General features: G+C 68.1%; 20 protein-coding genes. 8 read left to right on the top strand and 12 right to left on the bottom strand.

All coding sequences use genetic code 11. The annotated features are described in order from the left end of the window. Positions 1 to 1,472 precede the first annotated feature (1,472 nt). Complete coding sequence (locus ABD768_RS14190; protein ID WP_344840866.1) at positions 1,473 to 2,105, bottom strand: TetR/AcrR family transcriptional regulator; 633 nt, start codon at positions 2,103 to 2,105, stop codon at positions 1,473 to 1,475. A gap of 100 nt (positions 2,106 to 2,205) precedes the next feature. On the opposite strand from ABD768_RS14190, the gene ABD768_RS14195 reads away from it, so the two are divergent. After that, the gene (locus tag ABD768_RS14195) at positions 2,206 to 2,796 is read left to right on the top strand and encodes a TIGR03086 family metal-binding protein (protein ID WP_344840868.1); all 591 of its coding nucleotides are present in this window, start codon (positions 2,206 to 2,208) and stop codon (positions 2,794 to 2,796) included. Further along, positions 2,793 to 3,650, top strand: a complete 858-nt coding sequence (locus ABD768_RS14200; RefSeq protein ID WP_344840869.1) for an alpha/beta hydrolase — start codon at positions 2,793 to 2,795, stop codon at positions 3,648 to 3,650. Before ABD768_RS14195 ends, ABD768_RS14200 begins: the two co-directional genes overlap by 4 nt. On the opposite strand, the gene ABD768_RS14205 is transcribed toward ABD768_RS14200, so the two are convergent. Continuing rightward, entirely contained in the window at positions 3,615 to 5,141 is a 1,527-nt protein-coding gene (locus tag ABD768_RS14205) for a helix-turn-helix domain-containing protein (RefSeq protein ID WP_343977058.1), read from the bottom strand. The genes ABD768_RS14200 and ABD768_RS14205 overlap by 36 nt on opposite strands. Positions 5,142 to 5,455: 314 nt before the next feature. Between ABD768_RS14205 and ABD768_RS14210 the strand changes: the two genes are divergently transcribed. Beyond that, positions 5,456 to 6,688, top strand: a complete 1,233-nt coding sequence (locus tag ABD768_RS14210; RefSeq protein WP_343977056.1) for a hypothetical protein — start codon at positions 5,456 to 5,458, stop codon at positions 6,686 to 6,688. Between the two features lie 26 nt (positions 6,689 to 6,714). Here the strand turns inward: ABD768_RS14210 and ABD768_RS14215 are convergent, their stop codons facing one another. From ABD768_RS14215 to ABD768_RS14230, 4 genes are all read right to left on the bottom strand, one after another. Next, positions 6,715 to 6,987, bottom strand: coding sequence for a YciI family protein (locus ABD768_RS14215; protein WP_343977053.1), 273 nt, complete (start codon positions 6,985 to 6,987; stop codon positions 6,715 to 6,717). Between the two features lie 151 nt (positions 6,988 to 7,138). After that, positions 7,139 to 7,933, bottom strand: coding sequence for a class I SAM-dependent methyltransferase (locus ABD768_RS14220; protein ID WP_344840872.1), 795 nt, complete (start codon positions 7,931 to 7,933; stop codon positions 7,139 to 7,141). Positions 7,934 to 8,021: 88 nt separating this feature from the next. Then, on the bottom strand, positions 8,022 to 10,688 hold the full coding sequence (ppdK, locus tag ABD768_RS14225; protein ID WP_344840874.1) for a pyruvate, phosphate dikinase: 2,667 nt from the start codon (positions 10,686 to 10,688) through the stop codon (positions 8,022 to 8,024). A 288-nt stretch (positions 10,689 to 10,976) separates the two neighbouring features. Then, positions 10,977 to 11,918, bottom strand: a complete 942-nt coding sequence (locus tag ABD768_RS14230; protein ID WP_344840876.1) for an NADP-dependent oxidoreductase — start codon at positions 11,916 to 11,918, stop codon at positions 10,977 to 10,979. An 86-nt stretch (positions 11,919 to 12,004) separates the two neighbouring features. On the opposite strand from ABD768_RS14230, the gene ABD768_RS14235 reads away from it, so the two are divergent. Then, on the top strand, positions 12,005 to 12,928 hold the full coding sequence (locus ABD768_RS14235; RefSeq protein ID WP_344840878.1) for a TetR/AcrR family transcriptional regulator: 924 nt from the start codon (positions 12,005 to 12,007) through the stop codon (positions 12,926 to 12,928). Between the two features lie 103 nt (positions 12,929 to 13,031). Continuing rightward, positions 13,032 to 13,658 carry a glyoxalase superfamily protein gene (locus ABD768_RS14240; RefSeq protein WP_344840880.1) on the top strand — a complete coding sequence of 209 codons (627 nt, stop codon included), beginning with the start codon at positions 13,032 to 13,034 and terminating at the stop codon, positions 13,656 to 13,658. A gap of 103 nt (positions 13,659 to 13,761) precedes the next feature. Here the strand turns inward: ABD768_RS14240 and ABD768_RS14245 are convergent, their stop codons facing one another. The 4 genes from ABD768_RS14245 to ABD768_RS14260 all read right to left on the bottom strand — a co-directional run bounded on the left by ABD768_RS14245 (position 13,762) and on the right by ABD768_RS14260 (position 19,270). Continuing rightward, positions 13,762 to 15,720: a vWA domain-containing protein gene (locus ABD768_RS14245; RefSeq protein WP_344840882.1), complete on the bottom strand. Its 1,959-nt coding sequence runs from the start codon at positions 15,718 to 15,720 to the stop codon at positions 13,762 to 13,764. Between the two features lies 1 nt (position 15,721). Continuing rightward, positions 15,722 to 17,119 (bottom strand): ATP-binding protein, encoded by a 1,398-nt coding sequence (locus ABD768_RS14250; protein ID WP_344840884.1) that lies wholly within the window; start codon positions 17,117 to 17,119, stop codon positions 15,722 to 15,724. Positions 17,120 to 17,244: 125 nt separating this feature from the next. Beyond that, positions 17,245 to 18,534, bottom strand: a complete 1,290-nt coding sequence (locus tag ABD768_RS14255; RefSeq protein ID WP_344840886.1) for a serine hydrolase domain-containing protein — start codon at positions 18,532 to 18,534, stop codon at positions 17,245 to 17,247. A 10-nt stretch (positions 18,535 to 18,544) separates the two neighbouring features. Further along, positions 18,545 to 19,270 carry a Clp protease N-terminal domain-containing protein gene (locus ABD768_RS14260; RefSeq protein WP_343977026.1) on the bottom strand — a complete coding sequence of 242 codons (726 nt, stop codon included), beginning with the start codon at positions 19,268 to 19,270 and terminating at the stop codon, positions 18,545 to 18,547. Positions 19,271 to 19,467: 197 nt separating this feature from the next. Here ABD768_RS14260 and mug point away from each other — a divergent pair, with 197 nt between their 5' ends. Further along, a complete protein-coding gene (gene mug, locus ABD768_RS14265; protein ID WP_344840888.1) occupies positions 19,468 to 19,980 on the top strand; it encodes a G/U mismatch-specific DNA glycosylase in 513 nt (170 codons plus the stop codon). Positions 19,981 to 19,993: 13 nt separating this feature from the next. Here mug and ABD768_RS14270 read toward each other — a convergent pair whose 3' ends face one another. Beyond that, on the bottom strand, positions 19,994 to 20,932 hold the full coding sequence (locus ABD768_RS14270) for an alpha/beta hydrolase (protein WP_344840889.1): 939 nt from the start codon (positions 20,930 to 20,932) through the stop codon (positions 19,994 to 19,996). A 112-nt stretch (positions 20,933 to 21,044) separates the two neighbouring features. Here ABD768_RS14270 and ABD768_RS14275 point away from each other — a divergent pair, with 112 nt between their 5' ends. Then, on the top strand, positions 21,045 to 21,617 hold the full coding sequence (locus ABD768_RS14275; protein ID WP_343977016.1) for a TetR/AcrR family transcriptional regulator: 573 nt from the start codon (positions 21,045 to 21,047) through the stop codon (positions 21,615 to 21,617). Between the two features lie 49 nt (positions 21,618 to 21,666). Further along, complete coding sequence (locus ABD768_RS14280) at positions 21,667 to 24,972, top strand: hypothetical protein (RefSeq protein ID WP_344840891.1); 3,306 nt, start codon at positions 21,667 to 21,669, stop codon at positions 24,970 to 24,972. A 3-nt stretch (positions 24,973 to 24,975) separates the two neighbouring features. Here ABD768_RS14280 and ligD read toward each other — a convergent pair whose 3' ends face one another. Next, complete coding sequence (ligD, locus tag ABD768_RS14285; RefSeq protein ID WP_344840893.1) at positions 24,976 to 25,944, bottom strand: non-homologous end-joining DNA ligase; 969 nt, start codon at positions 25,942 to 25,944, stop codon at positions 24,976 to 24,978. Between the last annotated feature and the right edge of the window lie 123 nt (positions 25,945 to 26,067).

Raw genomic sequence — 26,067 nt, forward strand, 5'->3', positions numbered from 1 at the left:
GCCCTGCGGGGACAGCGCGGACGCCAGCGCCCGGACCGCCATGCACGCACAACCCTCAGGAATAACCCCGCCACGCCGGGGGTAACCGCTCGCCCAGTGAGTTGTGCATGCACTGACAACCGTCAAGGCCCACATCAGGCCACGGCCCCGCGCGACAGCCCCGTCCCACCCCAGCCCCCTACCTCACCGTGCCCGATCCTTCGTGCCGGTGTGGCACTGGGCCCCGACGGCAACTTGGGGAGGATTATCTGGAAACCGGGGAGACAATTACCCCAATTCGAGAGCAATACCCTCCCCAACCCCCTTACCCTGAAAGGTTTTCCTCCCCAAACCCCCACGCCGCCCACCATCACCCCCACAACCCGGCCACCCCGCCATCGCCACCCCGCCACCCTTGCCGCCCTCACCCCGCAACCCGGCCGACCCCGCCATCGCCACCCCGCCACCCTTGCCGCCCTCACCCCGCAACCCGGCCTACCTTGCGATCGGCACCCCGGGACACGACCCGCCTCACCCAAGAGACCCTGGGCCCAGACTCCTGCGCGGGATCCCGATAGCTGCGTCCTTCCCTGGTCGAGACAGTGCGGGTCAAGAGTCGAACTTGTTCGATCCCGAAGGGACGCGAAGCGCTCTTGACGCGCACTGTCTCGACTAGCACACTCCCGCAGCGGGAGCCCGCAACCACAGTCCCCTCAGCTCAGCACCACCCAATCCACAGCCCCTGGTGCTCAGCACCACGCCATCCGCAGCCCCTCAGGCTCAGCACCCCACAACCACAGCACCCTCGGCCCAGCACCACGCAACCACAGCTCCAGGTCGCAACCGGACGCCAACTTCGACGGAGCCATCGGCCCGCCGTCCAGCCGACGCCGAACGATGCGCCGACAGCTACTCGCGGTGACGGGGCACCCCGGGATCACGCTCAGCACCACGCAATCCACAGCCCCTGGTGCTCAGCACCACCCAATCCACAACCCCTCAGGCCCAGCACCCCACAACCACAGCACCCTCGGCTCAGCACCACGCAACCACAGCTCCTGGTCGCAAACCGGACGCCAGCTTCGACGGAGCCATCGGCCCGCCGTCCAGCCGACGCCGAACGATGCGGACAGCTACTCGCTATGACGGGGCACCCCGGGACCACGCTCAGCACCACGCAATCCACAGCCCCTTTGGCTCAGCACCACGCCATCGGCAGCCCCTCAGCACCCCACAACCACTGCACCCTCAGCCAAGCACCACGCAACCACAGTTCCTAGTCGCAACCGGACGCCAGCTTCGACGGAGCCATCGGCCCGCCGTCCAGCCGACGCCGAACGATGCGCGGACAGCTACTCGCGATGACGGGGCACCCCGGGACCACGCTCAACACCACGCAATCCACAGCCCCTTTGGCTCGGCACCACGCAAGCCGCAGCTCCTCGGGCCCAGCACCATGCAACCCCCACCACGCCAGGTCGGCGTACCGGGGATCACCAAGGCAGTGGAGTGCCGGCTGTTGCGGCGGACTCGAGTCGGGCGCGGATCGAGTGGCGGGCGCGCTGGTAGATGGCGCCGTCGTCAGTGCGGAGTAGTGAGGCGAGGTTCGCCGAGTCGTAGTAGGCGTTCAACTCGAAGGCGAGTTGGACCGGATCCGCCGCCAGCTCGCCCGCCGCGATCGCCTCGGAGATGGTCTGCTCGACCAATCCGATCCACTCGTGATTGACCTCGGCCAAGTAGTCGTGCACGGCTCCGGTCCGCGCTCCGTACTCATGGGAGGCCTTCGCGAAGAAGCAGCCGCCCGGGAAGACGCGGCGCTCGGAGTAGTCGAGCCAAGCCTCGCTCAACGCCCACACGCGACCAAGGCCGGGCTCAACCGCGAAGGCAGGCTCGACCACCGCTTCGGCATAGATCCGGCGAGCCGCGCGGACCGTCGCCAGTTGCAGCTCTTCCTTGGACCCGAAGTGAGCGAAAACCCCGCCCTTGCTGAGCTCCAGCTCCTTGGCCAGCCGCCCGATCGACAGGCCCTCCAGCCCGTCCACCGAGGCGATGTCGACCGCCTTGGCCAGCACGATCCGCCGGGTCTGGTCGCCCCGCACCAGCCGTCCGTCGACACGCGTCTCCACCGCCACCTCCTGTGCCGGAGATCTTAGTTCGCTTGACGCCACCGCATTCACGATCTAATAATACGACCGTTCGTATAGTTTTCCTAGGATCGGACTTCCGATGACCTCTGTACTGCGTGACCTCGATCCCCGAAGCCTCGATCGAGCAGCCACCGACCTCTGCCTCACCCAGGTGAGCGCCGTCCGGCCCGCCCAGCTCTCCTATCCGACCCCCTGCGACGAGTGGAACCTCGGCGAACTGGTCGCCCACCTCGTGGCCGAGAACCGCGGCTTCGCGAGCAACGCCTCCGGGGTGGTCGACCGGCTCGCCTGGCAGCCGGGTCCGCCGGAGGTCGCGCTGGTCGAGTTCCCGGCGTCGGTCGAACTGCTGGCGAAGGCGTTCGCCGATGACGAGGTGCTGCAGCGGATGGTCGAGGTGCGGGAGTTCGGCGTATTCCCGGGGCCGGTCGCCGCGGCGATGCACTTCCTCGACTACCTCGTGCATGCCTGGGATGTGGCTCGGGCGATCGACCTGCCCAACCCGATTCCGGTTGAGCTGGCTGCCGCGGCGTTGAGGTTGAGCGCGCTGTTTCCGGCGGCGCGGCCCGTGGGTGGGGCGTTCGCGGCCGTAGTACCGGTGGGTGAAGGGGCTGGGGCGGTCGAGCGGTTGCTGGCGCTGACCGGGCGCGATCCGGAGTGGAGTGCGCGGTGATCGTCGAGGTGGTGCGGGCGAGTTTGAAGGTGTTGCCGTCGAGGATCGCGGGGCGGGTGGCGTTCGAGTTGTGGCGGCGGCCGTTGGCGCGGGGCAAGGTGCGAACGGTTGAGCGCGCGGTGCACGAGGCGGCGAAGACCCGAGTGGTCGACGGGGTGGTGACGTACGCGTGGGGTGATGGCGAGCGGCCGGTGCTGCTGGTGCATGGCTGGCGGTCGCGGGCTTCGCGGTACTACGCGTTCGTCGAGCGGTTGGTCGAGCTCGGCTACAGCCCCGTCTCGTACGACGCTCCCGGGCACGGCGACACCATGCTCAAGGCGGGCACGATCCTCGATCACCAGCGGATCATCAACAAGCTGGCCGACGAGAACGGGACCTTCGAGGGCGTGATCGCGCACTCGCTCGGCGTCCCGTTCGCCCTGTACGCGCTCCGCGAGGGGGTGCGGGCCAAGCGGGTGGTGACGATCAGCGGGCTGGCTGACTTCGGGTATCTGGTCGATGCGTTCTGCCGCGAGCTCGAACTCGACGCCAAGGTCAACGCCGAGCTGAGGAAGGCGATCGAGCGCGGGCTGTTCGAGGGCGACGAGACGATCTGGACGAAGTACTCGGTATCGGAAGGCGCGACGGAGCTACTGGCGATCCACAACGACGAGGACGAGGTGGTCGATCCGGGTCAAGCGCCGATCCTGCTCGAGAGATACGGAGCGAAGGCGCACTTCCTGCAGACGAACGGCCTCGGCCACCGCCAGATCATGGTTGATCCAGAGGTCGTCACCGAGGCCGTCGCCTTCGTCCAGGACGAGCAGAGTGTGCAGGACTCAGATGTCGCGGAACGTCTCGATCTGGGCGCCTAGCGAGTTGAGCCGGGCGGCCAGTTCCTCGTAGCCGCGGTTGATCACGTAGACCGAGCGCAGCACCGACGTACCCTTCGCCGCCATCATCGCGATCAGCGTGACGACCGCCGGCCGCAGCGCCGGCGGGCACATGATCTCGGCGCCGGAGAAGTGCGTCGGGCCCTCGACCATCACCCGGTGCGGGTCGAGCAGCTTGACCCGGCCGCCGAGCTTGTTCAGGTCGGTCAGGTAGATCGCGCGGTTCTCGTAGACCCAGTCGTGGATCAGCGTCTGCCCGGTCGCCGTGGCCGCGATCACCGCGAAGAACGGCAGGTTGTCGATGTTCAGGCCCGGGAACGGCATCGGGTGGATCTTGTCGATCGGCGCGTGCAGCGTTGACGGCCGGGTGGTCAGGTCGACCAGCCGGGTCCGGCCGTTCTCGGCCAGGTACTCGTCGCTGCGGCTGTAGTCGAAGCCCATCTCCTCCAGCAGCGCCAGCTCGATCTCGAGGAACTCGATCGGCGCCCGCCGGATGGTGATCTCCGAGCTGGTCACGATCGCCGCGGTGAGCAGGCTCATCGCCTCGATCGGGTCCTCGGACGGCGCGTAGTCGACGTCGACGTCGATGTCCGGGGTGCCGTGCACGGTCAGCGTGGTCGAGCCGACGCCGTCGATCTTCACGCCGAGCAGGTCGAGGTAGAAGCACAGGTCCTGGACCATGTAGTTCGACGACGCGTTGCGGATCACCGTGACGCCGTCGTACCGGGCGGCGGCCATGATGGCGTTCTCGGTCACGGTGTCGCCGCGCTCGGTCAGGACGATCGGCTTGCCCGGCGTGATCGCCCGGTTGACCAGCGCGTGGTACTCCCCCGCGGTCGCCTTGATCTCCAGGCCGAACGGGCGCAGCGCCGACATGTGCGGCTCGACCGTCCGGGTGCCGAGGTCGCAGCCACCGGCGTACGGCAGGGCGAAGGTGTCCTCGCGGTGCAGCAACGGGCCGAGGAACATGATGATGCTGCGGGTCCGGCGGGCCGCCTCGGCGTCCATCCCGGCCAGGTCGAGGTGCGCCGGCGGCACGATCTCCAGGTCGCCGGCGTCGTTCAGCCAGGTCGTCTTCACGCCGATCGAGTTCAGTACTTCGAGCAGCCGGTTGACCTCCTCGATCCGCGCGACCTTGCGCAGCGTCGTGCGGCCCTTATTCAAAAGACTGGCGCAGAGCAGCGCCACACCGGCGTTCTTGGACGACTTCACGTCGATGGATCCGGACAGCCGGCGTCCACCGACGACACGGAGGTGGACCGGACCGCCACCGAGAGAGACAATCTCGGAGTCGAGTGCCTCGCCGATCCGGGCGAGCATCTCGAGAGTGAGGTTCTGATGACCCTTTTCGATCCGGTTCACCGCACTTTGACTGGTGCCCAGCACGTCGGCGAGCTGGGTCTGCGTCCAGCCACGGTGCTTGCGGGCGTCCCGGATGAGATTGCCGATCCGGCTCAGGTAGTCATCAGTCATGCGCCGGACCTTATCTCACATGTGAGATACCCCTGCACCGACCCGCCGCTCACAGCGTAGCCAACGTCACGACGCACCGCCCGCCAACCCCCGGTGCGTCCCCCGCGTCATAGTCTTAGCCATTCCGACCGCCCGGAGAGGAACACCAGTGTCCCGTCAGCGAGGTAGCTCGAACGATGGAGGTGTTCAGGTGCGTGCATCGCGGCGCTTGAGGAGCGTCCTCGATGCGGAGCATCGTGGATGCTGCTCAAGTGCCGCGAGGTGCGTGCCTGGGCGCCGCAAGCGCCGAGCTACCTCGCTGACGGGACACTAAGATGCCCGACGACGTTCACACCGCGGGTGTGACCGAGTTCGAGGCGGAGTCCTGGCCGCTGGAGGCAGCGGCCGAAGGCCTGCACCAAGTGATCGACGGTTTCCAGAACGGTGACACCCGGCCGCTGGTGATCGGTGACGGCGACCAGCCGGTGCTGGTCGTGCTGGCGATCGCCGATCTCGCCGACTTCCGGGCCCGGATCGCCGAACTGCTGGGCAACCCGGTCGACGCCGGCTGGTTGCGCTACTACCTCCGCTCCACCTTCGACATGAGCTCCGAGACCCTCGTCGAGCAGCTCGGGGTGGACGCCGACCACGGCCTGTCCTCCCTGGCCAGCCAGGTCAACGTCGAGCAGGCCGCGCTGCTGCTGCCCGACCACCTGCGACGGACCGAGGCCGGCGGCAACCCGCTGATGCTGATCGGCGACGGGATGCTCGCCACCGCGGCCCTGATCGCCTTCCCCGCGTTCTCGGTGCTGCTCGCGATGGAGAGCGACGGCAAGACCGAGGACGACTCCTGCGCCCACGACGAGGAGGAGAAGCCGACCACCCCGCTCGAGGTGCTGGCCGAGCGGCTCGGGCCGATCTCCACCCAGCTCGTCGCGCGGATCAACGCGGGACGTGAGCCCGGACTCCCGAAGTACGACCTGCACTTCGAGGACGACCTGGTCGAGCACCTGCGCGACCTGGAGAACCGGGCCCAGGCGGCTCCGGGCGGCGGCGCGTACGACGAGCTGAACGACCTGCTGCACTCGTTCGACCAGATGCGCAGCGGTGAGCTCGCCGAGGAAGAGGACGAGTACGAGGACGACGGGACCGAGGCGCCGTACATCGAGGTGAACGATCTGCCGGCCGCGTTCCCCGAGGTCCGGGACGCGTTCCGCTCCGGCGCCGACGACCCGTATCTGATCGGCATCGGCGGCAGCCCGCTGGCCGGCCTGATCTCCTACGACCTGTACGAGATGCTGCAGAAGGTCTCGGTCGAGATGGACGGCACCGACGAGGCGCCGGTCCTGCCGCTGCCCGCGCCGCTGTGGGACGACGGCCCGGAGATCGTGCCGTTCGACGCCGCCGTCGCGGTCTGCCCGGCCGTCGTCGAGGACATCTCGAACGGCGACGCGTCGATGCTGTTCGTCGCCGACGACGAGACGGGCGAGCCCGAGATGGTGCTCGCCCCGCTCGTCTGGCTGTGGGCCTACGTCGACTACCTCGAACTCGAGCCGACCGAGGTCTGAGGACCTGTACTACGTCCCGCCGGCCTTCAGGCCGGCGGGAACCTCTTGTCCCACTCCTGCAGCGTGACGACCTCGTAGACGTCGGCCGCGGTGTAGGGGTCGTTGGCGATGATCTCGCGGACCTCCGCCTCGTCGGCGACGTCGTAGATCAGCAGGGCGCCGCTCGCGTCGGCGAACGGTCCGGCGGCGTGCAGCTTGCCCGCGGCGTACAGCTCGGCGAGGTACTCGCGGTGGGTCGGCATCACCTCCAGCCGGCGGGCCGGGTCGGTGAACTTCAGCTGGAGCGCGAAAAGGGCCATGACCTCAACCCTACTCAGGGAGGTCACGGCCCGCTCGCCATCTCAACGTTGGTGCGGGAAGGGAGTCACGAGCCGCCACAGCGGCTGGTTCAGGTCGGACCCTAAAGTCGACGGTGATCGCCCTTCCCGCTCGGTTATTTTGACCACCGGATCAGCCGGATGCAAGAGGTTGGTTAAGGCGATTTGCAGCGGTCAGTCTCGTCAGGTAACGCTTCGTGATCGACCCCCCGGCGGCGTTGATGAGAGCGCTTACACACTCGTACAGTCCGTTACGCCGTTCAGATGTCAAGACCCGATGACCAGAATAAGAACTCAGCAGATCGAGGTACTCCGCGGCCGAATACCGCTGTTCCCACTCGTACTGACGGACGACGACCGGCCCGAACCGCCCACTCGCGTCGATCTCGGCAGCGTCCTCCTGCGGTACTTCGTCCGCCGTGAGCATCTCGACCTCGACCGGATCGTCGGTGAAGCGCCGATAGCAGTCCTGTACGTCGGTCCAGAACTGTTCGGAGCCACCGGCGATGTGATGCGTCGAGACGATCGCGAGCAGCCCACCCGGCCGAAGCGCGTCGGCCGACTTCGGCACCCGGACGACCGGATCGATCCAGTGGAACGCCGTCGCCGACAGCACCAGGTCGAACTTCTCGGCCGGCAACGGCCAGCTCTCGAAGGCGGCCGTGATCACCTCGAGTTCCGGCAGCTTCGTCCGCGCCACCCGGCCGAGCTCCGGGCTCAGCTCGACCGCCTTCACCGACCAGCCACGCTCCAGCATCGGCTTGGTCGCCTGACCGGTCCCACAGCCGATCTCCAGCACCCGCGGCCGCTGCGGCTCCTGCAGCAGGGTGGCGATGTCGTCGTACAGGCGTGGTGGGTACGTCGGCCGGACCCGGTCGTAGAGTTCCGCGTCCTCCCCGAACGTCTGGCGCAAGCTCTCCCGGCTCATTGCTGAAGGCTAGTGCGCCGTGTCGGGAGTAGCGCAACTGAACTTCCGACACGGCGCACTAGCGCCCGGCGTACGGGGAGGTGAGGGGTCAGTCCAGGGCCGCGCGGCCGGCTTCGAGGCGGGCGACCGGGATGCGGAAGGGCGAGCAGGAGACGTAGTCGAGCCCGGCCTCGTGGAAGAAGTGGATGCTGTCCGGGTCGCCGCCGTGCTCACCGCAGATGCCGAGCTTCAGGTCGGGGCGGGTCGTCCGGCCGCGCTCGGCGCCCATCTTGACCAGCGCGCCGACGCCTTCGCGGTCGATCGACTCGAACGGTGAGACCGCGAAGATGCCCTTCTCCAGGTACGTCGAGAAGAACGAGCCCTCGACGTCGTCACGGCTGAAGCCCCACGTCATCTGGGTCAGATCGTTCGTACCGAAGGAGAAGAACTCGGCTGCCTCCGCGATCTGCTCCGCCGTCACCGCCGCCCGGGGCAGCTCGATCATGGTGCCGATCGGCGTCGACCACTCGACGCCCTCGGCCGCGGCGACCTCGGTTAGCACCGCCTCGACCTCGTCGCGGCTGAACTGCAGCTCCTGGACCGCGGCGACCAGCGGGATCATGATCTCCGGCCGCGGATCCTTGCCGGCCTTCTTCAGCTCGGCGGCGGCCGACGCGATCGCCCGGACCTGCATCTTGAACAGACCGGGGATCACCAGCCCGAGCCGTACGCCGCGCAGACCCAGCATCGGGTTCTGCTCGTGCAGCCGCTCGACCGCGGTGAGCAGGAGGGCGTCGCGTCCCGGGTCCTCGCCGCGCTCCTTCGCCAGCGCGACCTTGACGGCCAGCTCGGTCAGCGGCGGCAGGAACTCGTGCAGCGGCGGGTCGATCAACCGGATCGTCACCGGCAGCCCGTCCATCGCGTCCAGCAGCTCGAGGAAGTCCTTACGCTGAAGGGGTTCCAGTACTGCGAGCGCCGCGTCGCTCTCCTCCGCCGAGTCCGCCAGGATCAGCCGCTCGACGGCCTCCCGGCGCTCACCCAGGAACATGTGCTCGGTCCGGCACAGACCGATGCCCTGGGCACCGAACCGGCGAGCCCGGGCCGCGTCCTCGGCGGTGTCGGCATTCGTCCGTACGTCGAGACGCCGGGTCTCATCGGCATGCGTGATCAGCCGGTCCACGGCCGCGACGAGCTCGTCGCCGGCGTCGGCCGCGAGCGTGCCCTCGAAGTACTGGACGACCGGCGACGGCACGACCGGTACCTCGCCGAGGAACACCTGACCGGTGGTGCCGTCGATCGAGATCATGTCGCCCTCGGCGATCGTCCTGCCGTTGACCTTGATCGAGCGCGCGGCGACGTCGACCTCGAGCTCGTCGGCGCCGCAGACACAGGTCTTTCCCATGCCCCGGGCAACGACTGCCGCGTGCGACGTCTTGCCGCCGCGGCTGGTCAGGATGCCCTGGGCGGCGATCATGCCGTGCAGGTCGTCAGGATTCGTCTCCCGGCGGACGAGGATGACCTTCTCGCCCCGGTCGGCGGCCTCGACAGCGGCGGCGGAGGTGAAGACCACCTTGCCAGAAGCGGCACCCGGCGAGGCGCCGATCGCCTTGGTGAGCAGGTCGGTGGCCGCGTCGCCGTCGAAGCGCGGGAACATCAGCTGGGCCAGCTGCGCGCCCTTCACCCGGCGCAGCGCCTCGTCGGTGTCGATCACGCCTTCGTCGACCAGGCTGGTCGCGATCCGGAAGGCCGCGCCGGCGGTCCGCTTGCCGACCCGCGTCTGCAGCATCCACAGCTTGCCGCGCTCGACGGTGAACTCGATGTCGCACAGGTCGCGGTAGTGGCCCTCGAGCTTGGCCATGATCGTCATCAGTTCGTCGTACGACGCCTTGTCGATCTGCTCCAGATCGGCCAGCGGGACCGTGTTGCGGATGCCGGCGACGACGTCCTCGCCCTGGGCGTTCTGCAGGTAGTCGCCGTACACGCCGGGCTGGCCGCTCGACGGGTCCCGGGTGAACGCGACCCCCGTCCCGGAGTCCATCCCGAGGTTGCCGAAGACCATCGAGCAGATGTTCACCGCCGTGCCGAGGTCGGTGGCGATCCGCTCCTGGCGGCGGTACAGGATCGCGCGCTCGGAGTTCCAGGAGCCGAAGACGGCCTCGATCGCGAGGTCCATCTGCGCCCGCGGGTCCTGCGGGAACTCGCGGCCGGTGTGCTCGTGCACGGCCGCCTTGAAGGTCTGTACCAGCGCCTTGAGGTCGTCGGCGTCCAGGTCGAGGTCGTTCTTGGTGCCCTTGGCCTGCTTGGCCGCCTCGATCGCGTCCTCGAAGATGTCGCCTTCCATCCCGAGCACGGTCTTGCCGAACATCTGGATCAGCCGCCGGTAGGCGTCCCAGGCGAACCGCGGGTTGCCGGAGTGGTGCGCGAGACCGTTCACCGAGTCGTCGTTGAGGCCGACGTTGAGCACCGTCTCCATCATGCCGGGCATCGACACGGCCGCCCCGGAACGGACCGAGACGAGCAGCGGGTCGTCGGCCTGGCCGAGCTTCTTGCCCATCTTCTGCTCGAGCTCGGCGACGTGGTGGTCGATCTCGTCGGCCAGCTCCGGCGGTACCGAACCGGTCTTCAGGAAGACCTTGCAGGCGTCGGCGGTGATGGTGAAGCCGGGCGGTACCGGCAGACCCAGATTGGTCATCTCGGCGAGGTTGGCCCCCTTGCCGCCGAGAAGCTGCTTCATGGATTTGTTGCCTTCGGCAAAGTCGTAGACGAGTTTCGGCACGGTGGCTCCCTGAGGTGTGGGCCCGAGATTGGACGGCGACTTGTCGCGGCGTGGTGACCGCTGGCCCGACGACTCCAATGGCGACGGCGTCTTTTCAGAGTAAGCCAGAAAACCAGTCCAGTTGAACACTGGTCTCACGTTGAGACGGGTGATGCTGCCCACATCCATCGGCCGGAAAACCCTTGCCACGTTGACAACGCAGGACAACGGCGGGTTTTTCCGAGGAAAAGCGGAAGCAGGCGCATACCCGCCTTCGGTGCTGGGTACAGGCCTGCCTTCGAGGTGTTCCTAGAGGTCGATGGTGACCTTGCCGGCCACGTGCCGCTCGGCCTGCAGCTCGACCGCGGCGCGGATCTGCTCGACCGGAAAGCTCTTGGCGATCGGCACCCGGAGCTGCCCTGCCGCTACCAGTTCGGCGATCTCTTCGACGGCGGCCCGGGTCGTGTTGGCGCCGTTCGCCGCGGTGATCCCGTCGATCTGAGCAGCGATGGTGGTGATGCGCTCGTCCGGTACGCCGAGTTCGCGCGCCGCCTGCACTGTGTCCGTTCCGTGCAGGTCCATGGCTGCGGTGATGCCTTGGGGGACCAGCGCCCGGACACGGTCCACCAGGCCATCGCCGTACGCGACTGGCTCGGCTCCCAATGCACGCAGGGCATCCGCGGAGCTCGCCGACCCGGTACCGATCACTCGGGCACCGGCAAGCCTTGCGAGCTGGACGGCGAACACACCTACTCCGCCGCCCGCGCCGCCGATGAGCACCGTGTCGCCCGGACCGGGGTTGATCACAGCGAGAGCCGCGGCCGCCGTACGGCCCGCAATAGCGAGCGTGGCAGCGGTGCGATCGTCGACGCCGTCGGGGGTATGGAGTGCCTCGCCGCCGTGAGCGATTGCACCCGCCTCGTCCACGACGATGTAGTCGGCGACCGCGCGGGACAGCGCGCCGCCGAACACCCGGTCGCCGACAGCGAACTCGCTGACGCCGTCACCGACCTGATCAACCACGCCCGCATAGTCAGTGCCGAATCCGCAGGGCAGGCTCAAGCCGAATCGCGCGGCGGTCTCGGCGTCGGAGGTCATGAACCAGTCCATCGGGTTCAGGCCGGCCGCAGTGACCCGCACGCGGATCCGTCCTGCTCCGGCCTGCGGCACGGGCACCTCGCGGATGATCAGAGCCTCCGGTCCACCGAACGACTCGAACTGGACCGCCCGGCTCATGCTCGCTTCTCTCATGCTCGTCTCTCTCCTGCAGCTGGCCTCATAAACGGAGTATGCTCCGTTTCTATATCCAAGCTAGCATAAGTGGAGCGTGATCCGTTTTGGCTGCCGCCGAGAGCCGTAGACCGCGGGCCGACGCGACCCGCAACCGCCAGCAGCTGCTGGACGTGGCGACCCGGATGTTCGCCGCAGCGGAGACCGAGCCGTCCATGCGGGCGATCGCTGTGGAAGCCGGGGTCGGCATCGCCACTCTGTACCGGCACTTCCCCACCCGTGAGTCGCTCGTCGACGCGGTCTACCGAGACCAGGTCTCCCGACTGACCACCGGCGCCCGCGAGCTACTCACTCAACTGGACCCAGCCACAGCCCTGCGCCGCTGGATGGACCTCTTCGGAGACTGGATCGCCACCAAGAACGGCATGATCGACACCCTCGTCACGATGATCGAATCGGGCGATCTCCCCCACGCCGACACCCGCGCCGAACTCCTGGCCGCCATCGACCACCTCCTCGAAGCCGGCCGCGCCACCGGCCAACTCCGCCCCGACGTCCCCGCCACCGACATCGCCGCCACCCTCATCGGTATCTTCACCGTCGCCGGCTCCCCCGACCACCAACCAATGGCAGCCCGCCTCCTGGACCTCCTGCTGACCGGCCTCCGCCCTGCGACGCCTGACCGACTTCGAGCTGCGCCCGACCGACCTCTCGCTGCGCCCGACCGCCCTGAGATCGTCTGCATCTGCGGCTCGATCCGATTCGCCGACGAGATGCAGGCGGCGAACCGCGCCCTGACCATCGCAGGCGCCATCGTCCTCGCCCCAGCCGTCTCCCCGCGCCCCGACGATCCCCTCACCCCCGAACAGAAGACCGCCCTGGGCGCCCTCCACCTCCGCAAGATCGACCTGGCCGACCGCGTCCTGGTGGTCAACCCCGGCGGCTACCTCGGCGAATCCACCACCAGAGAAATCGCCCACGCCCGAACCACCGGCAAACCGATCTCCTTCACCGACCCGCCGGAGTGCTAGTGTTTTTGCCGCAGGCGCGGGGTTCGAACCCGGTCGTAGGGCGCAACGGCACAGCAGCCGAAAGGGCAAGGCCCACCTACTTCACCACCGAAGAGGGAGCGCCATGCCCAAGCTGGAAACGTACAAGAAACAGGCGAAACTGCTCGTCCGCTGGCACCGCGAAGGTAACTTCTCGATCGGCGGCCGCATCCGGCAACTCGCCCGCTATCGCACCCTGTCCGACCGCGAAGCCCTCGCCCTGAAGTTCCCCCTCACCGAAGCCCAAGAAATCATCGCCCTGGAAGCCGGCCATGCCACCTGGGCCGACCTCAAGGCGAGCACGGAAGCCGCGCCCACCAACGCACGACCGGCTCCCCAGCACCCGACGCCCGCAAGCGCCAAACCGGTCCTGTACGTCGCCGACGTAACTGCCTCGGCCACCTTCTACCGCAACCAACTCGGCTTCCAAACCGACTTCCTCCACGGCAACCCACCGTTCTACGGCTCGGTCTCCCGCGACGGCGCCACTCTGCACCTGAAGCAAGTACACGAGCTGGTCTTCGCCCGCGGCGCCGCGGCCCGAGAAGGCCTGATCATGGCGTTCATCAACACACCGAACGTCCGCGACCTCTACACCGAATACCTGGCCGCCAACGCCGACATCACCCAAAAACTAACCAAACAAGCCTGGGGCGGCACCGACTTCATCCTCCGCGACCCAGACGGCAACGCAATAGCCTTCGCCGGCTGACCCTCGACGCGACCGAGGATCAGACAGTCCATCACCGCACATCCCTACGTCGCGGCACCTCGCCAACCACACGCGGTGCCGCGACCATCCTCTTTGTTCTTTGCTAGAGGCGGCGGCGGGTTCTTAGGTAGTCGCCTACTACGGCTGCGCCTAGGCCGTCTGGGTCGGGGGCTAGGACTCGGCCGCCGCTTCGGCGGGCCAAGAGGTCTACGAATTGGTTCAGGCGGGGGTCGTCGCCCAGGCGGAAGATGGAGACGGTGGCGCCTAGTTTGGCTAGGCGGTCTACTTCGAAGATGGTTTTGCGGAGGGTTGCTGGGCGGGGTGGGTAGTCGAACTCCGCCGTGCCGTCTGGTTCCAGGTGGGCCGTTGGTTCTCCGTCGGTGACCATCAGTACTACGGGTTGGGCGTCGGGGTGGCGGCGTAGGTGGCGGCCGGCTAGCAGGAGGGCGTGGTGGGCGTTGGTGCCTTGTTCCCAGGTCCCTTCCATGCCGATCAGCTGCGGTAGTTCCACGACCCCGGCGTACCGGCCGAAGGTGATCAGTTGGAGGGCGTCGTTGCGGTAGCGGGTGGAGATCAGTTGGTGCAAGGCGAGGGCTGTTCGCTTCATCGGTAGCCAGCGGCCTTCCTGGACCATCGACCAGGAGGTGTCCACCAGCAGCGCGACGGCAGCCCGGGCGCGGTGTTCTGTTTCGGCGATTTCGACGTCGGCTACGTCCAGCCGCACCGAGCCGTCACGTGAGGCGGTTCGCAGTACTGCGTTGCGCACCGTGCGAGGTACATCCCACGGCTGGGTGTCGCCGAACTGCCACGGCCGGGTGGACCCACTCAGCTCGCCGGCCGCTCCAGCCGACGCCGCGTCGCGTTCGCCGGACTGGCCGCGGGCGGTTCGCAGTACGTCGGCAAGCGCCGTCTGCCCGAGTTGCCGCAACGCCTTCGGAGACAACTGCAACGTGCCGTCAGGCGCACGCTCCAGCAGCCCCTGGTTGCGCAGCTCCCGCTCGAGCTCCGACAACCGCCGCGCGTCGACCGTCGCCTCGTCACCCAACTGCCGAGTCAGCGCATCGAGATCGATGTCCTCCAACCGAGCCCCCGGATACGACTGCGCCAACTGCTCCGCCAGCGCATCCAGCTCGGCCAGATCCGACATCGCCCGAGCGCCCTCGGCCAACCCGAGCGGATCCTCACCACTCATCCGCTCAGACCCCGACCAGTCCTCGCCCGGCCTCAAGGCCTGCAACTGTGCATCGAGATTCGCCAACTGCTGCGACAACTGCGCATTCCCAAAAGCCTGCTGCGAAAGCTCCGCCAACTCAGCCCGCTGCTCCGGCGTCATCGAGTTCAGCATCCGCTGCGCAGCCGCCGCGCGAGCCGCCAGTACGTCGATCAGCTCATCCACATTCCGCGGATTCTCCGGAAAGAACTCGCCATGCTTGGCCATGAACTCACCAAACAGCGAGTCGATCTCCGGATGCCCCTGCGCATGCGCAGCAAGCAGCGCATTGAGATCGGACAGCATCTCGTTGATCCGCTCGACATCCTCCGGCGTCGTGTTCTGCAGGGCCTCCTTCATCCCCTCGAACCGCGACCCCAGCAGCTCACGACCGAGCAACTCACGAATCTCTGAGTACTTCTGCCGGGCCTCACTCGACTGCCAGTCGTAGTCAGCCAACTCCCGCACAGCCGCGGCAGTCCCAGACGGCAGCGCATCCAATTGCATCTCACGGAACCGCGCATCGTCCGACGGGTTCGGGAACAGATCATGCCGCTCAGCCTCAAGCGCCTCGTCCAGCAGTCGCTGTACGTCGCGCAGCGTCCCGTCGAGGTTGTGCCGCCGCTGGATCTCACGCCGCCGCTCCCACAGCCGGCGAGTCAGATCGTCCAGCCCTTGCGTGTTGCGAGTGCCGCGCCGGAGCAACTCCTCCAGCGCGGACCTCGGTGACGAGCCGCCCATCACGTCGCGGCCGAGCTCGTCCAGCGCGTCCCGCAGATCCACCGGCGGGGCGAGCGGGTCAGGACCGTCGTGCCACGGCCCGTACGACCAGCCTTCCGGTAGTTGCGACATGTCAGGCTCCGTAGACGGTCGTGTCGTCGTCGGCGTCCTTGGCCAGTCGTTTGGACAAGTAGAGCGCCTCCAGCGCCAGCTCGACCGCCGCCGCGATCCGGCCAGGTGAGTCGTCGGGCGAGACCCCGGCACGCGCCGCCACGTCGTGCAGTACCGGCAGCTCGGGCAGAGCGGACAGTACGTCGCGACCCGGGATCCGCTCGCCGGTCGTCACCATGTGGCCTTCGGCAACGGCATCCGCGAGAGGGGTCAAATCAAGACCGGCGAAGCGCTCACGAGCGGTGTCGGCAACGGACCGACGCAGCAGGTACTCGAGCAGCTCCGTCTCGCGCCCTTCCTCACCCGGCTCGAACTCCAGCTTCCCCCGCAGTACCGCGGGAACAGCTTCGAGATCGACCGGCCGGGCGACAGCCGGTTCCTCACCCGTGATCGCGGAACGGCGAAGCGCAGCAGCCGCAACCGTCTCGGCCGCGGCGACCGCAAAGCGCGCAGAAACACCCGAGCGCTGATCGATAGCCGTCGACTCCCGCAGGTGCCGCACGAACCGGGCCAGTACTTCGAGCAGCGGCTCGCCCACCTCGGCGGTGAGATGCGATTCCTGCCGTACGACGTCCACCTCGGCGTCGATGTCGAGCGGGTAGTGCGTCCGTACCTCCGCACCGAACCGGTCCTTCAACGGCGTGATGATCCGGCCGCGGTTGGTGTAGTCCTCGGGGTTGGCCGTTGCCACCAGCAACACGTCGAGCGGCAGCCGCAGGGTGTAACCGCGGACCTGGATGTCGCGCTCCTCCATCACGTTGAGCAGCGCGACCTGGATCCGCTCGGCCAGGTCCGGCAGCTCGTTGATGGCGACGATGCCGCGGTGCGCGCGCGGTACGAGTCCGAAGTGGATCGTCTCGGGGTCACCGAGGCTGCGGCCCTCGGCGACCTTGACCGGGTCGACGTCGCCGATCAGGTCGCCCACCGAGGTGTCGGGGGTCGCGAGCTTCTCGGCGTACCGGAGGCTGCGGTGCAGCCAGGCGACCGGCAGGTCGTCACCGAGCTCGGCGGCGCGGCGCTTGGACGCGGGCGTGATCGGGTCGAGCGGGTGCTCGGGCAGCTCGGCTCCCTCGATCACCGGGGTCCACTCGTCGAGCAGGCCGATCAGGGTACGGAGCAGGCGGGTCTTGCCTTGTCCCCGTTCGCCGAGGAGTACTACGTCGTGCCCCGCGATGAGGGCGCGTTCGAGCTGGGGAATCACGGTGCGGGAGAAGCCGACGATGCCGGGCCAGGGGTTGCGGCCCGCGCGCAACTCTGTCAGCAGGTTGTCGCGGAGCTCGGCCTTGATCGAGCGGGGGACGAATCCGGCGGCGCGCAGCTCGCCGGCCTTACGGGGAAGCTCAACAGGTGCACTGGTCACTCAGACGACGTTAGCTCGCTCTTGCCAAGCACGCCCGCGATATCTCGTCCCGACCGACAGGACATAGTCCCCAAACTGCGGCAGCGCGCCGTTCCCGTGAGCGTGACGCCCGGCCGAGATGCCGACTATGTCCTGTCGGTCGGGACAGACCGCGGAGTGACCCGTCCCGAGTTGAACAAGTATGTCGGGGTGAAGGTGACCGTGGTCCAGGGTTGGTCGGGTGCACTGCGGGTGACGAAGTGGTTGCCGTCGGCGGGGGTGGTCGGGTAGAGGTCGTACTCGACGACGGGTTCCTCGGCGAAGGCCAGCCGATCACCGGTGGCCTGCGAGGTGAGGACGAGGCGGTCGTCGCGGCGGACGACCTCCATCCGGACGCTTGCTCGCTCGTAGACGCCAACATGCGTCTCACCTGCGGAAACACCCTCGATCGGCTCCGGCGGGAGCGGTACGGCGGCGCCCACGTAGTGCGTGAAGACCTCGGAGACCAGCTGGTCGAAGAGAGCCGGCGCGTTGGCCGAGTTGGTCAGCAGGCAGACGGCTAGGCGGGCCTCTGGGTCGATGCGGAGGAAGGCGAGTTGGCCGACTGTCGTGCCGTCGTGGCCGAAGAGTTTGCGGCCGGACCAGTCGTAGAGCCGCCACGCTTGGCCGACCGCCTCGAAGCCGCCGGCCGCACCGGGGACGGCGACCTGGGGATCGCGCATCTCGGCATAGCCATCGAGGTGGAGTTCGGCGAAGGTCAGTAGGTCGGCCGCGCTCTGGGTGATCAGGCCGGCGGCGCCGATGCTGCGGGGCAGGTTCCAGGTTTTCACCGGTACGCCGTCCGCGGTATGGCCGAGCGCGTTGCGGTGCAGGATGGCCTGCTCGGGCAGCGTCGTCGTCTGGGTCAGGCCGAGTGGCTCGATCAGCCGGGCGTGCAGGGATTCGTCCCAGCTGCGGTTGTCCAGGACCTCGATCAGCCGGCCGAGGAGGACGAATCCGGCGTTGCAGTAGGAGTACGCCGTACCAGGTTCGAACAACTGCTCCGCGTCCCCCAGTAAAGCGACGTACCGCTCGATGCAGTCGTCGCCGCGGCCGGTGTCGGTGAACAGATCGCCATCGATGCCGCTCTGGTGCGTGAGCAGGTGCCGGACGGTGATCCGGCCGTCGACCGGCGCCTCGGGCAGCACCTTCACGACCGCGTCGTCGAGCGAGAGCTTGCCCTCAGCAACCAATTGCGCGATCAGGGTCGCGGTCCAGGTCTTGGTGATCGACCCGACCTGGAAGAGCGAGCCGGCCGTGACCTCGACACCGGTCGCGCGGTTCAGGACGCCGTACGGCGTGATGCTCTGCTCACCGTCGGCCCAGATCCCGAGCACCGCGCCCGGTACCGCGGCCCCGGCGGCCAACTCTTCCAGGCGGGAACTCCAGTCAGGCATGCGGCCAAACCTACTTGGCCTTCGTGACCTCTTCGAGCGCGGCCCGGACGTCTGCCCAGGCAGCCGTTTCGTCGAGGCCGAGGCCGGTCAGGACCTCCGTGGCGACGCTGGCCGAGTCGCGGTAGAAGGCCAGCAGGAGATGCTCGGTACCGACGTAGTTGTGGCCGAGCACGAGCGCTTCGGCGACCGCGCCCTGGAGCACATGCGCGGCCTTCCGCGTGTACGGCGGATTCTCGGCCGACAACGCGGCCTCGACATCCTTCGACGGGCCCTTGGCGGGACTCAGCGGTGCGACAGCCTCGGCGACCGCCTCCTCGGCGATGCCACGAGCAACGAGGACGCGGGTGGCCAGCGCTTCCGGCTGGCTGTACAAGGCGAGCAGCAGGTGCTCGGTACCGACGAACGGGTGGTTGAGGCCGCGGGCGACATCCTTCGCGGCATCCAGCACTGCCTTGGTCCGCGGCGTGTAGTGCCCGAGAACCGCCTCAGCGGTCCAGGAGTCGGCGAAGCGCTTGTGCGCGGCCTGCTTGCTCACGCCGAGTACGGCGCTGATCTCGACCCAGGACTTGCCGGCGCCACGGGCGCGATCGACGAAGTACCCGAGGGCGGCGTCGCTGGTGCTGGTCAGTTCGTTGATCGTGCCGGCGGCGGCGCCGAGCTGGTCGAGGACGTCGTCGGAGCCGGCATCCTCGCGGATCGTGTCGATGAGTTGCTGAAGGTTCGGCCCAGGAGTCATGCGTCAACGCTAGGTTGACTTTCATACTGCGTCAACCCCGAGTTGACCACCCCACCGATGCCAGACCCCACTTTGTGCTCCGCCTGGGCGTTTCGGCCGGCTTCAGATGCTCACGTCGTGCACAAAGTGCACCCATCGCCCCATCGGCCCACCGCCCCTCCGCCCCGGGGTGGTGGGTGGGTGGCTACCGTGCTGGGGTGCAGGCATTGGGTGATGTGATCAAGCCGGGTCTACGGGTGCTGTTCTGTGGGATCAACCCGGGGCTGGTGTCGGCTCAGACGGGGCATCACTTCGCGAGGCCGGGGAACAGGTTCTGGCCGGCGCTTCACCAGTCCGGGTTTACGCCTCGGCAGTTACGGCCGGATGAGCAGGGGGAGCTGCTGGGGTTGGGGCTGGGGATCACCAACGTGGTGGACAAGCCTTCGGCTCGGGCTGATGAGTTGACGAAGGCTGAGTTGGTTGTTGGAGGTGAGAACTTGGTGCGGAAGGTGCTCGCCTACCAGCCTCGGTGGTTGGCGGTGGTGGGGGTTACGGCTTACCGGGATGCGTTCGGTGAGCGCAAGGCGGGGATGGGTGAGCAGGGCAAGCGGATCGGGGAGACGCGGGTTTGGATTCTGCCTAATCCGAGTGGGCTGAATGCGCACTACACATTGCCCAAGCTTGCGGCCGCCTACGCTGAGTTGGAGAAGGTCAGCGCCGGCGGCCGGTAGTACAAGGGGATTTTCAGCCGAGGGCCTTGCGCAACGTGGTGATGGCTAGGCTGATGGCGGTTTCAGCGGCGTGGGTGTCGCGGAGGGCGTCGACCATCACGAAGTCGTGGATGATGCCGCCCAGCCGGACGGCCGTGACCTCGACGCCGGCCTCGCGGAGCTTGGCGGCGTACGCCTCGCCTTCGTCCCGCAGTACGTCCGCCTCGCCGGTGATCACGAGCGCCTGGGGCAGGCCGCGGAGCTGTTCGAGGGTAGCCCGAAGCGGGGACGCGGTGATCTCGTTGCGCTGTGCCTCGTCGGTCGTGTACTGATCCCAGAACCACTTCATCCCGTCCCGCTGCAGGAAGTAGCCCACGGCAAATTCCTTGTACGACGCCGTGTCGAACGACGCGTCCGTGACCGGGTAGAACAACACCTGCTGGGTGAACCGCACGTCACCCCGCTCCTTCGCCAGCAACGTCACCGCCGCGGTCATATTGCCGCCGACCGAGTCGCCCGCGATCGCCAGCCTGCTCGCATCCAGCGAGTGATCCTTGCCCGCAGCAACGATCCAGCGCGCCACCGCGTAGTTCTGCTCCAGCGCGACCGGGTACCGCGCCTCCGGCGACAGGTCGTACTCCGGGAAGACCAGCGCCGCCCCCGCCCCGACCGCCAGCTCCCGCACCAGCCGGTCATGCGTGTGCGAACCACCGAAAACCCAGCCCGCGCCGTGGATGTAAAGGATCACCGGCAACGGCCCACTCACACCGGCCGGACGGATGATCCGCACCTTCACCGAACCGTCGCCGGCCGGGACGGTCACCCACTCCTCGTCGACCGGAAGCTTCGGGTAGTCGGTGGTCTGCACGTCGTCGACTGCCTTGCGGCCTTCGTCCGGCGGCAGCTGGAACAGGAACGGCGGCACGCTGGTCGCGTCGGCGAAGGCTTGGGCAGCAGGCTCCAGAACGGTCATCGCAGTACTCCCTCTGACTCGAGATTGCGGAGAACGACCGTTCTCCGCCGATGTCGAGTACTCTAGGAGAACGTTGGTTCTCCGCGCAAGCGGCAAGTCCGAGGAAGGCGATATGACGATCGACACAGCGACCGCACAGCAGCAGGTGCTCGATGCGGCGGACGCGCTCTTCTACGAACGCGGCGTCCAGGCGGTCGGGATGGACGCGATCCGGACGGCGTCCGGCGTCTCGCTCAAGCGGCTCTACCAGCTGTTCCCGTCCAAGGACCACCTGATCGAGGCCTACCTGCACAAGCGCGACCTGCAGTGGAAGTCGATGCTGGCCGAGCACGTCGAGGCGGAGACCGGGCCACGCGAGCGCATTCTCGCCGTTTTCGATTTCCTCGACGACTGGTTCCAGGAGAAGAGCTTCCGCGGCTGCGCCTTCATCAACTCCTTCGGCGAGCTGGGCACCGTCTCCCCCGCCGTCGCGGCGATGGCCCGCAAGCACAAGGCCGGCTTCCGCGACGCGCTGGCCGAGCTGTCCGAAGCAGCCGGTGCGAAGGACCCGCAGCGCCTGGCCGACTATCTGATCCTGCTCAGCGAAGGCGCGATCACCACCTCCGTCTTCACCGAGTCCGCCGCCCCCGCGACCCGCGCCCGCGAGGCGGCCGAGCTCCTGATGGCGGCGCAACTCCCTGCCTGACCCTGCGATTCGGCCGCCCGCTGACTCCCCCGTTGGGCAGGATGTGGGAATGCGAGCGACCGAACTGCTGACCGCCCTCGACCGACTCCCGTACGGCGAACGCGTCCGCCTGGTCGCCCACGAGGCACGCCACTCCCCCGACCTGACCGCGCTGATCACCGAGCTCGACGCGGGCGACACCTTCGCCCGGACGATCGGCCTCCAGCTCGCGCAGATCGGCGGCGACGTCGAGCACGTCACCAAGCTGCTCAGCGACCCGCAACTCCAATGGCGCGCACTGGCCGCCGCAGGGCGCGGAGTACCGGTCTCTGACGATGCCCTCTACAACCTGTACGCCGATGCGCCTGCAGCCCTACGCACCCGCATCCTCGGAGTCATCCGGCGGACCCGTCGGCAAGCACTCGCCACGCGTCTGATCGAGGAACAGCGCGAGCGTTGGGGCGACCACGCCGCCGCCGGCCTGCTCAGCAGCACCGACTCGGCCACCGTCGAACGCCTCCTGCCCGACCTGGCCTATACCTTCTCGTCAGGCGACTGGGGCCGCTTGGCCGCTCGTCACCCGGAAGCCGTCCTGGACCACGCCGCCCGAACGATGCCGGCCGAGACCATCTACCGGACCGAGTGGTGGAACAGCGTCGCCCACGGCGTGGTCACGGCGATCGACAGTCACCCCGAGCGCGTGCTCGAACTGATCAAGACGGCGATGCCGCGCTACGACCTCCCCTCGCTAGTCGTCAGCATCATCGGACGGCTCGCCGACCTCGATCCGGCCGGTCTGCTCCAGCTCCTGCTCGCCCCCGACCGAGCTCGGGCGCTCTCCCGCGCTCTCACCCCGGCGCTCCGGCGGAGGTTGTACCGGTTCGCCGACGACGACCTGATCGCCCTCGGCCGCGTCCTCTGGCCGAACCTCGCCGACCTGCTCTCCGACCTCCCGCCCGCCCGGCGAGCGACCATCTTCGAGGGCGTCACCACCACGATCGAACTCGGCCGGACCGAGCTGTCCGACGACCTCCTGGCGGTCCTCCCCCGGGCGCTCCGACACGAGCAGTCCCGTCGCATGATCGAGCTCTACCGAGACCGGGACCCACAACGGCAGTGGGAGTACAGCGCCTACCTCCCGTACGACGAGGCCTTCGCGCACCTCGGCCCGCAGGTGGGCCAGCCTGATGCGCGCGCTCGTGCCGTCATCTACCGCGCCGTCATCGCCAGCGCCGGTCATTCGCGCGACCCGGAGTCGATCGAGAAGGCGCTGAGCTGGGCAGCGAGGGTCCGCAACGATCAGGACCCGGTCCGTGAGGCAGTGCTCGACGCCGCTGCCTCGTTGCCGCCATCGCAGCTCACCAACCTCCATGTCGACGCACTGCAGACCCTGCTGACCGATGCCCTCGAAGCCCGCGATCTCTCCTGGAGCTCCCGCGCCTCGCTCAACCAGCTCGCCGAGACCGCGGTCCAGCAAGGGGCCCTAGGCAACCAATCCGCAGTGCTCGACTGGGGTCTGCAGGCTCAGGCGCGGCTCGCCGACAGCAGCGGCTCGGTCAACCTGTACGGACTCATCGACGGTCTGCCGCGCGGTCGCGAGGTCGCCGTCTACGAAGCATTGAAGCCGTACGTCGAGGCGGCGGCCAAGCGTCAGGAGTACGGACTGGCCTTCGCGATCGCCGAAGCGTTCGGCCGCCGCGGCTGGGCCATCGAGGAGCTGCATCTGGTTCTCGAGCAGGCCGTCTGGTCCAACAAGGAGTACACGGTCGACCAGGCCGCCAGGCTCTGGCTCGCTCCCCCGGCGACCCGATCGGAACGCGTGGGTCGCATCATCGACCGCGAGGTCGGGATGGCCCGCTGGGACGCTGTCTGGGCGGCCGTCACCGAGGTCCGCACCGACCTCCTCGACCCGGTACTGGCCGCGCCGGACCGGATCCGCCGCTTCACCCGCAACCACCCCGCCTGGCAGGTCTCGCCGGTCGCCTTGCAACGCTGGCTCCCCCGCCAGTACAGCCGGTACGCCGAACTGGTGGCAGCCGCCGCCAACGACACCCGCATGCCCGAGTGGGCGCGCTCCCGGGCCGTCTCGACGCTCGGCCGGTTGCCGGGCGTCGGGCGGGCCGCGCTCGAGCCGTTCCTCGCGAGCGAACTGGTGGTGCTGCAGGAGGCGGCGCTCGGCGCACTGGCCTGGATTGACCAGCCGGAGCTCGCACTGCCGGTGCTGCTGAGCCATGCGGGTGATGACCGGGCGCGGGTGGCCCTCTACGCGGCCAGTCGGGCTGCCCGGTTCGCCAAGCCCAGCACCCTGGCCGAGACGTTTCAGCCGGTACTGCTGGGTGAGGGCGTGAAGGTGACGTCGCGCAAGGAGGCGGCGCGGCTGCTCGGAGTACTGCGGGCGGAGGGCGCTAGCGCAGTACTGGATGAGGCCTGGGTCGGTGCGCATCGGGATGTGCGAGCGGCGATCACCAGTGTCGCCTCGCAGCACCTGCTGCACGAGCCGGAGGCGTGGGCGTTGCTGCAGGAGGCTGTGCACGATTCGCCGGCTACCGCGGAGGCCCTGGTACAGCGGGCGCCGTTGAGCATCGCTGCGCAGTACAGGTCCCGGTATGCCGACCTGCTGATCGCAGTGACCAACCGGCCAGAGTCGCCGACTGTGGGAGCGGCTCTGCGGTCGCTGGCGGGCTGGGCTCCCTACAACCCGGCAGTGGCACCGGTATGCGCCGCCTTCATCACCGACCTCACCAACCGCAGCCAGAACTGGAACGACGCGGCCACCGCGCTATCGGCGATGATCGCCACCGGACAGGGCCGCGATGAACTGATCTCGGTCGTCCGGCTCCTGATCCGCTTGGAGAGCAACCCAGACGTACCAAACGCCGAAGCCGACCGCGACCACCCCGCCCGGCTGCGCCTGACGGTCCTGATGAGCAGGGTGCAGGACGCCGTTGACTGGAACAGCAAGCAACCGCTGGTAGACGCGGCCGCCGAACTTGTGGCACCGGAGTACCTGGCGCTGCGGGTCCCCCCGCTGATCTGGGCGATGGAGACGACAGCGCCGATCGCCGACCTCACTGCCATCGCCGACCTCGTCGCCGATCGTCCGACGGTGATCGCAGCTGCAGCCGATCAACTCCACCGACGACTGGGATCCGCGCAAGGGCACCTGCCTCCGGGCGCACTACTCGCCCCAGCCACCCAACTCGCTGCCACCGGTCGGGCAGTGGACGGTCATTTCGCCCTGGCCCTGATCGCAGCCTCCACCGACTACGCAGGCTGGTCACCCGAGTGGCGCGCCTTGCTCATCAACCTCCGAACCCACCCGGTCGCCGACGTCCGCTATGCCGCATTGGACCTGAGAACAGCCTTGGAGTCCTGAGCGTCAGCTGTCTTCGGCGGCCTTGCGGGCGGCGGCTTTGCGGCGTTTGCCTTCGTGCATGGCTACTACCCGGGCGATGGGGATTTCGTGGCCTTCGGCAATCAGGTCGGCGGGGAGGGTTTGCGGTGCGGGGAGTTGGTCCGGCCAGGAGGTTTTGAGTAGGCCGGGTGCTGTCTTCACGGTGAAGTCCCTGGGGGTGACCTGCTCGACGTCGGCCCAGCCCACAGGGAAGGAGACCGTGGTACCGGGGCGGATGCGGGGGCTGTAGGCGGCGATGACGGTGGCGCCGCCGGCTCGGGTGGAGTCGATGAAGACCTTGCCGTGGCGTTCTTCCTTCACGTACGCCGTGGTCGCGAGCACCGGGTCGATTCGGGCCGCGCGGGCGGCGATCGCCCGGGTCGCGGCGGCTGCATCCTCGATGCTGGCTGAGTCGTCGATCGGTACGTAGACGTGCACCCCCTTGGCACCGCTCGTCTTGACCGCCCCGTCCAGCCCGAGATTGGCCAGCGCCTGCTTGACCAGCAGCGCCGCCTGCACGGCCAGCGCGAACGTGTCGTCGCCTTCCGGCGGGTCCAGGTCCAGTACCAACTGCGTGACCCGATCCGGCCGGTCGAGCCGGATCAGCGCCGGGTGGTACTCGACCGCCCGCTGATTCGCGAACCACAGCAACGTCCGCCGGTCGTCACACACGGCGTACGACACCTCACGCTTCGACGCCTCGGCCCACACCTGCACCGTCCGCACCCACTCCGGCGTGTACTTCGGCACGTTCTTCTGCATGAACGACGGCTGCCCCGGGCGAATCCGGACCACCGACAACGCCCGCTCCGCCAACCCCACCAGCATCTGCTCGTGCACCGCGTCGAGGTAGTCGACCAGATCCCGCTTGGTCGCGTCGGCCCCGTCGAACAGCGGCTGATCCAGGTTGGTCAGCGGTACTCCGTCACGCGTCTCGTCCGGCTTGCTCGCCATGACAGGAGCCTAAGCGCTGACCGAGTTCAACGATGTCGTTCCGCTCCGGGTGATGTCCTAAATCGGCGGTGCCGATCTCCGACAGCGAGATGCCTTCCGCTGGTACAGGGGCTTGCTCAAACT

Origin of the sequence: Kribbella ginsengisoli (assembly GCF_039537185.1) — a bacterium.
GTDB lineage: Bacteria > Actinomycetota > Actinomycetes > Propionibacteriales > Kribbellaceae > Kribbella > Kribbella koreensis.

Excerpts from the sequence above, each read along its gene's own strand:
- ligD (WP_344840893.1), bottom strand. The coding sequence starts at position 25,944 with ATGGCGAGCAAGCCGGACGAGACGCGTGACGGAGTACCGCTGACCAAC.
- ABD768_RS14220 (WP_344840872.1), bottom strand. The coding sequence starts at position 7,933 with ATGAGCCGGGAGAGCTTGCGCCAGACGTTCGGGGAGGACGCGGAACTC.
- ABD768_RS14240 (WP_344840880.1), top strand. The coding sequence starts at position 13,032 with ATGCCCAAGCTGGAAACGTACAAGAAACAGGCGAAACTGCTCGTCCGC.
- ABD768_RS14210 (WP_343977056.1), top strand. The coding sequence starts at position 5,456 with ATGCCCGACGACGTTCACACCGCGGGTGTGACCGAGTTCGAGGCGGAG.
- ABD768_RS14260 (WP_343977026.1), bottom strand. The coding sequence starts at position 19,270 with ATGACTCCTGGGCCGAACCTTCAGCAACTCATCGACACGATCCGCGAG.
- ABD768_RS14205 (WP_343977058.1), bottom strand. The coding sequence starts at position 5,141 with ATGACTGATGACTACCTGAGCCGGATCGGCAATCTCATCCGGGACGCC.
- ABD768_RS14270 (WP_344840889.1), bottom strand. The coding sequence starts at position 20,932 with ATGACCGTTCTGGAGCCTGCTGCCCAAGCCTTCGCCGACGCGACCAGC.
- ABD768_RS14245 (WP_344840882.1), bottom strand. The coding sequence starts at position 15,720 with ATGTCGCAACTACCGGAAGGCTGGTCGTACGGGCCGTGGCACGACGGT.
- ABD768_RS14255 (WP_344840886.1), bottom strand. The coding sequence starts at position 18,534 with ATGCCTGACTGGAGTTCCCGCCTGGAAGAGTTGGCCGCCGGGGCCGCG.
- ABD768_RS14230 (WP_344840876.1), bottom strand. The coding sequence starts at position 11,918 with ATGAGAGAAGCGAGCATGAGCCGGGCGGTCCAGTTCGAGTCGTTCGGT.
- ABD768_RS14280 (WP_344840891.1), top strand. The coding sequence starts at position 21,667 with ATGCGAGCGACCGAACTGCTGACCGCCCTCGACCGACTCCCGTACGGC.
- ABD768_RS14215 (WP_343977053.1), bottom strand. The coding sequence starts at position 6,987 with ATGGCCCTTTTCGCGCTCCAGCTGAAGTTCACCGACCCGGCCCGCCGG.
- ABD768_RS14275 (WP_343977016.1), top strand. The coding sequence starts at position 21,045 with ATGACGATCGACACAGCGACCGCACAGCAGCAGGTGCTCGATGCGGCG.
- ABD768_RS14195 (WP_344840868.1), top strand. The coding sequence starts at position 2,206 with ATGACCTCTGTACTGCGTGACCTCGATCCCCGAAGCCTCGATCGAGCA.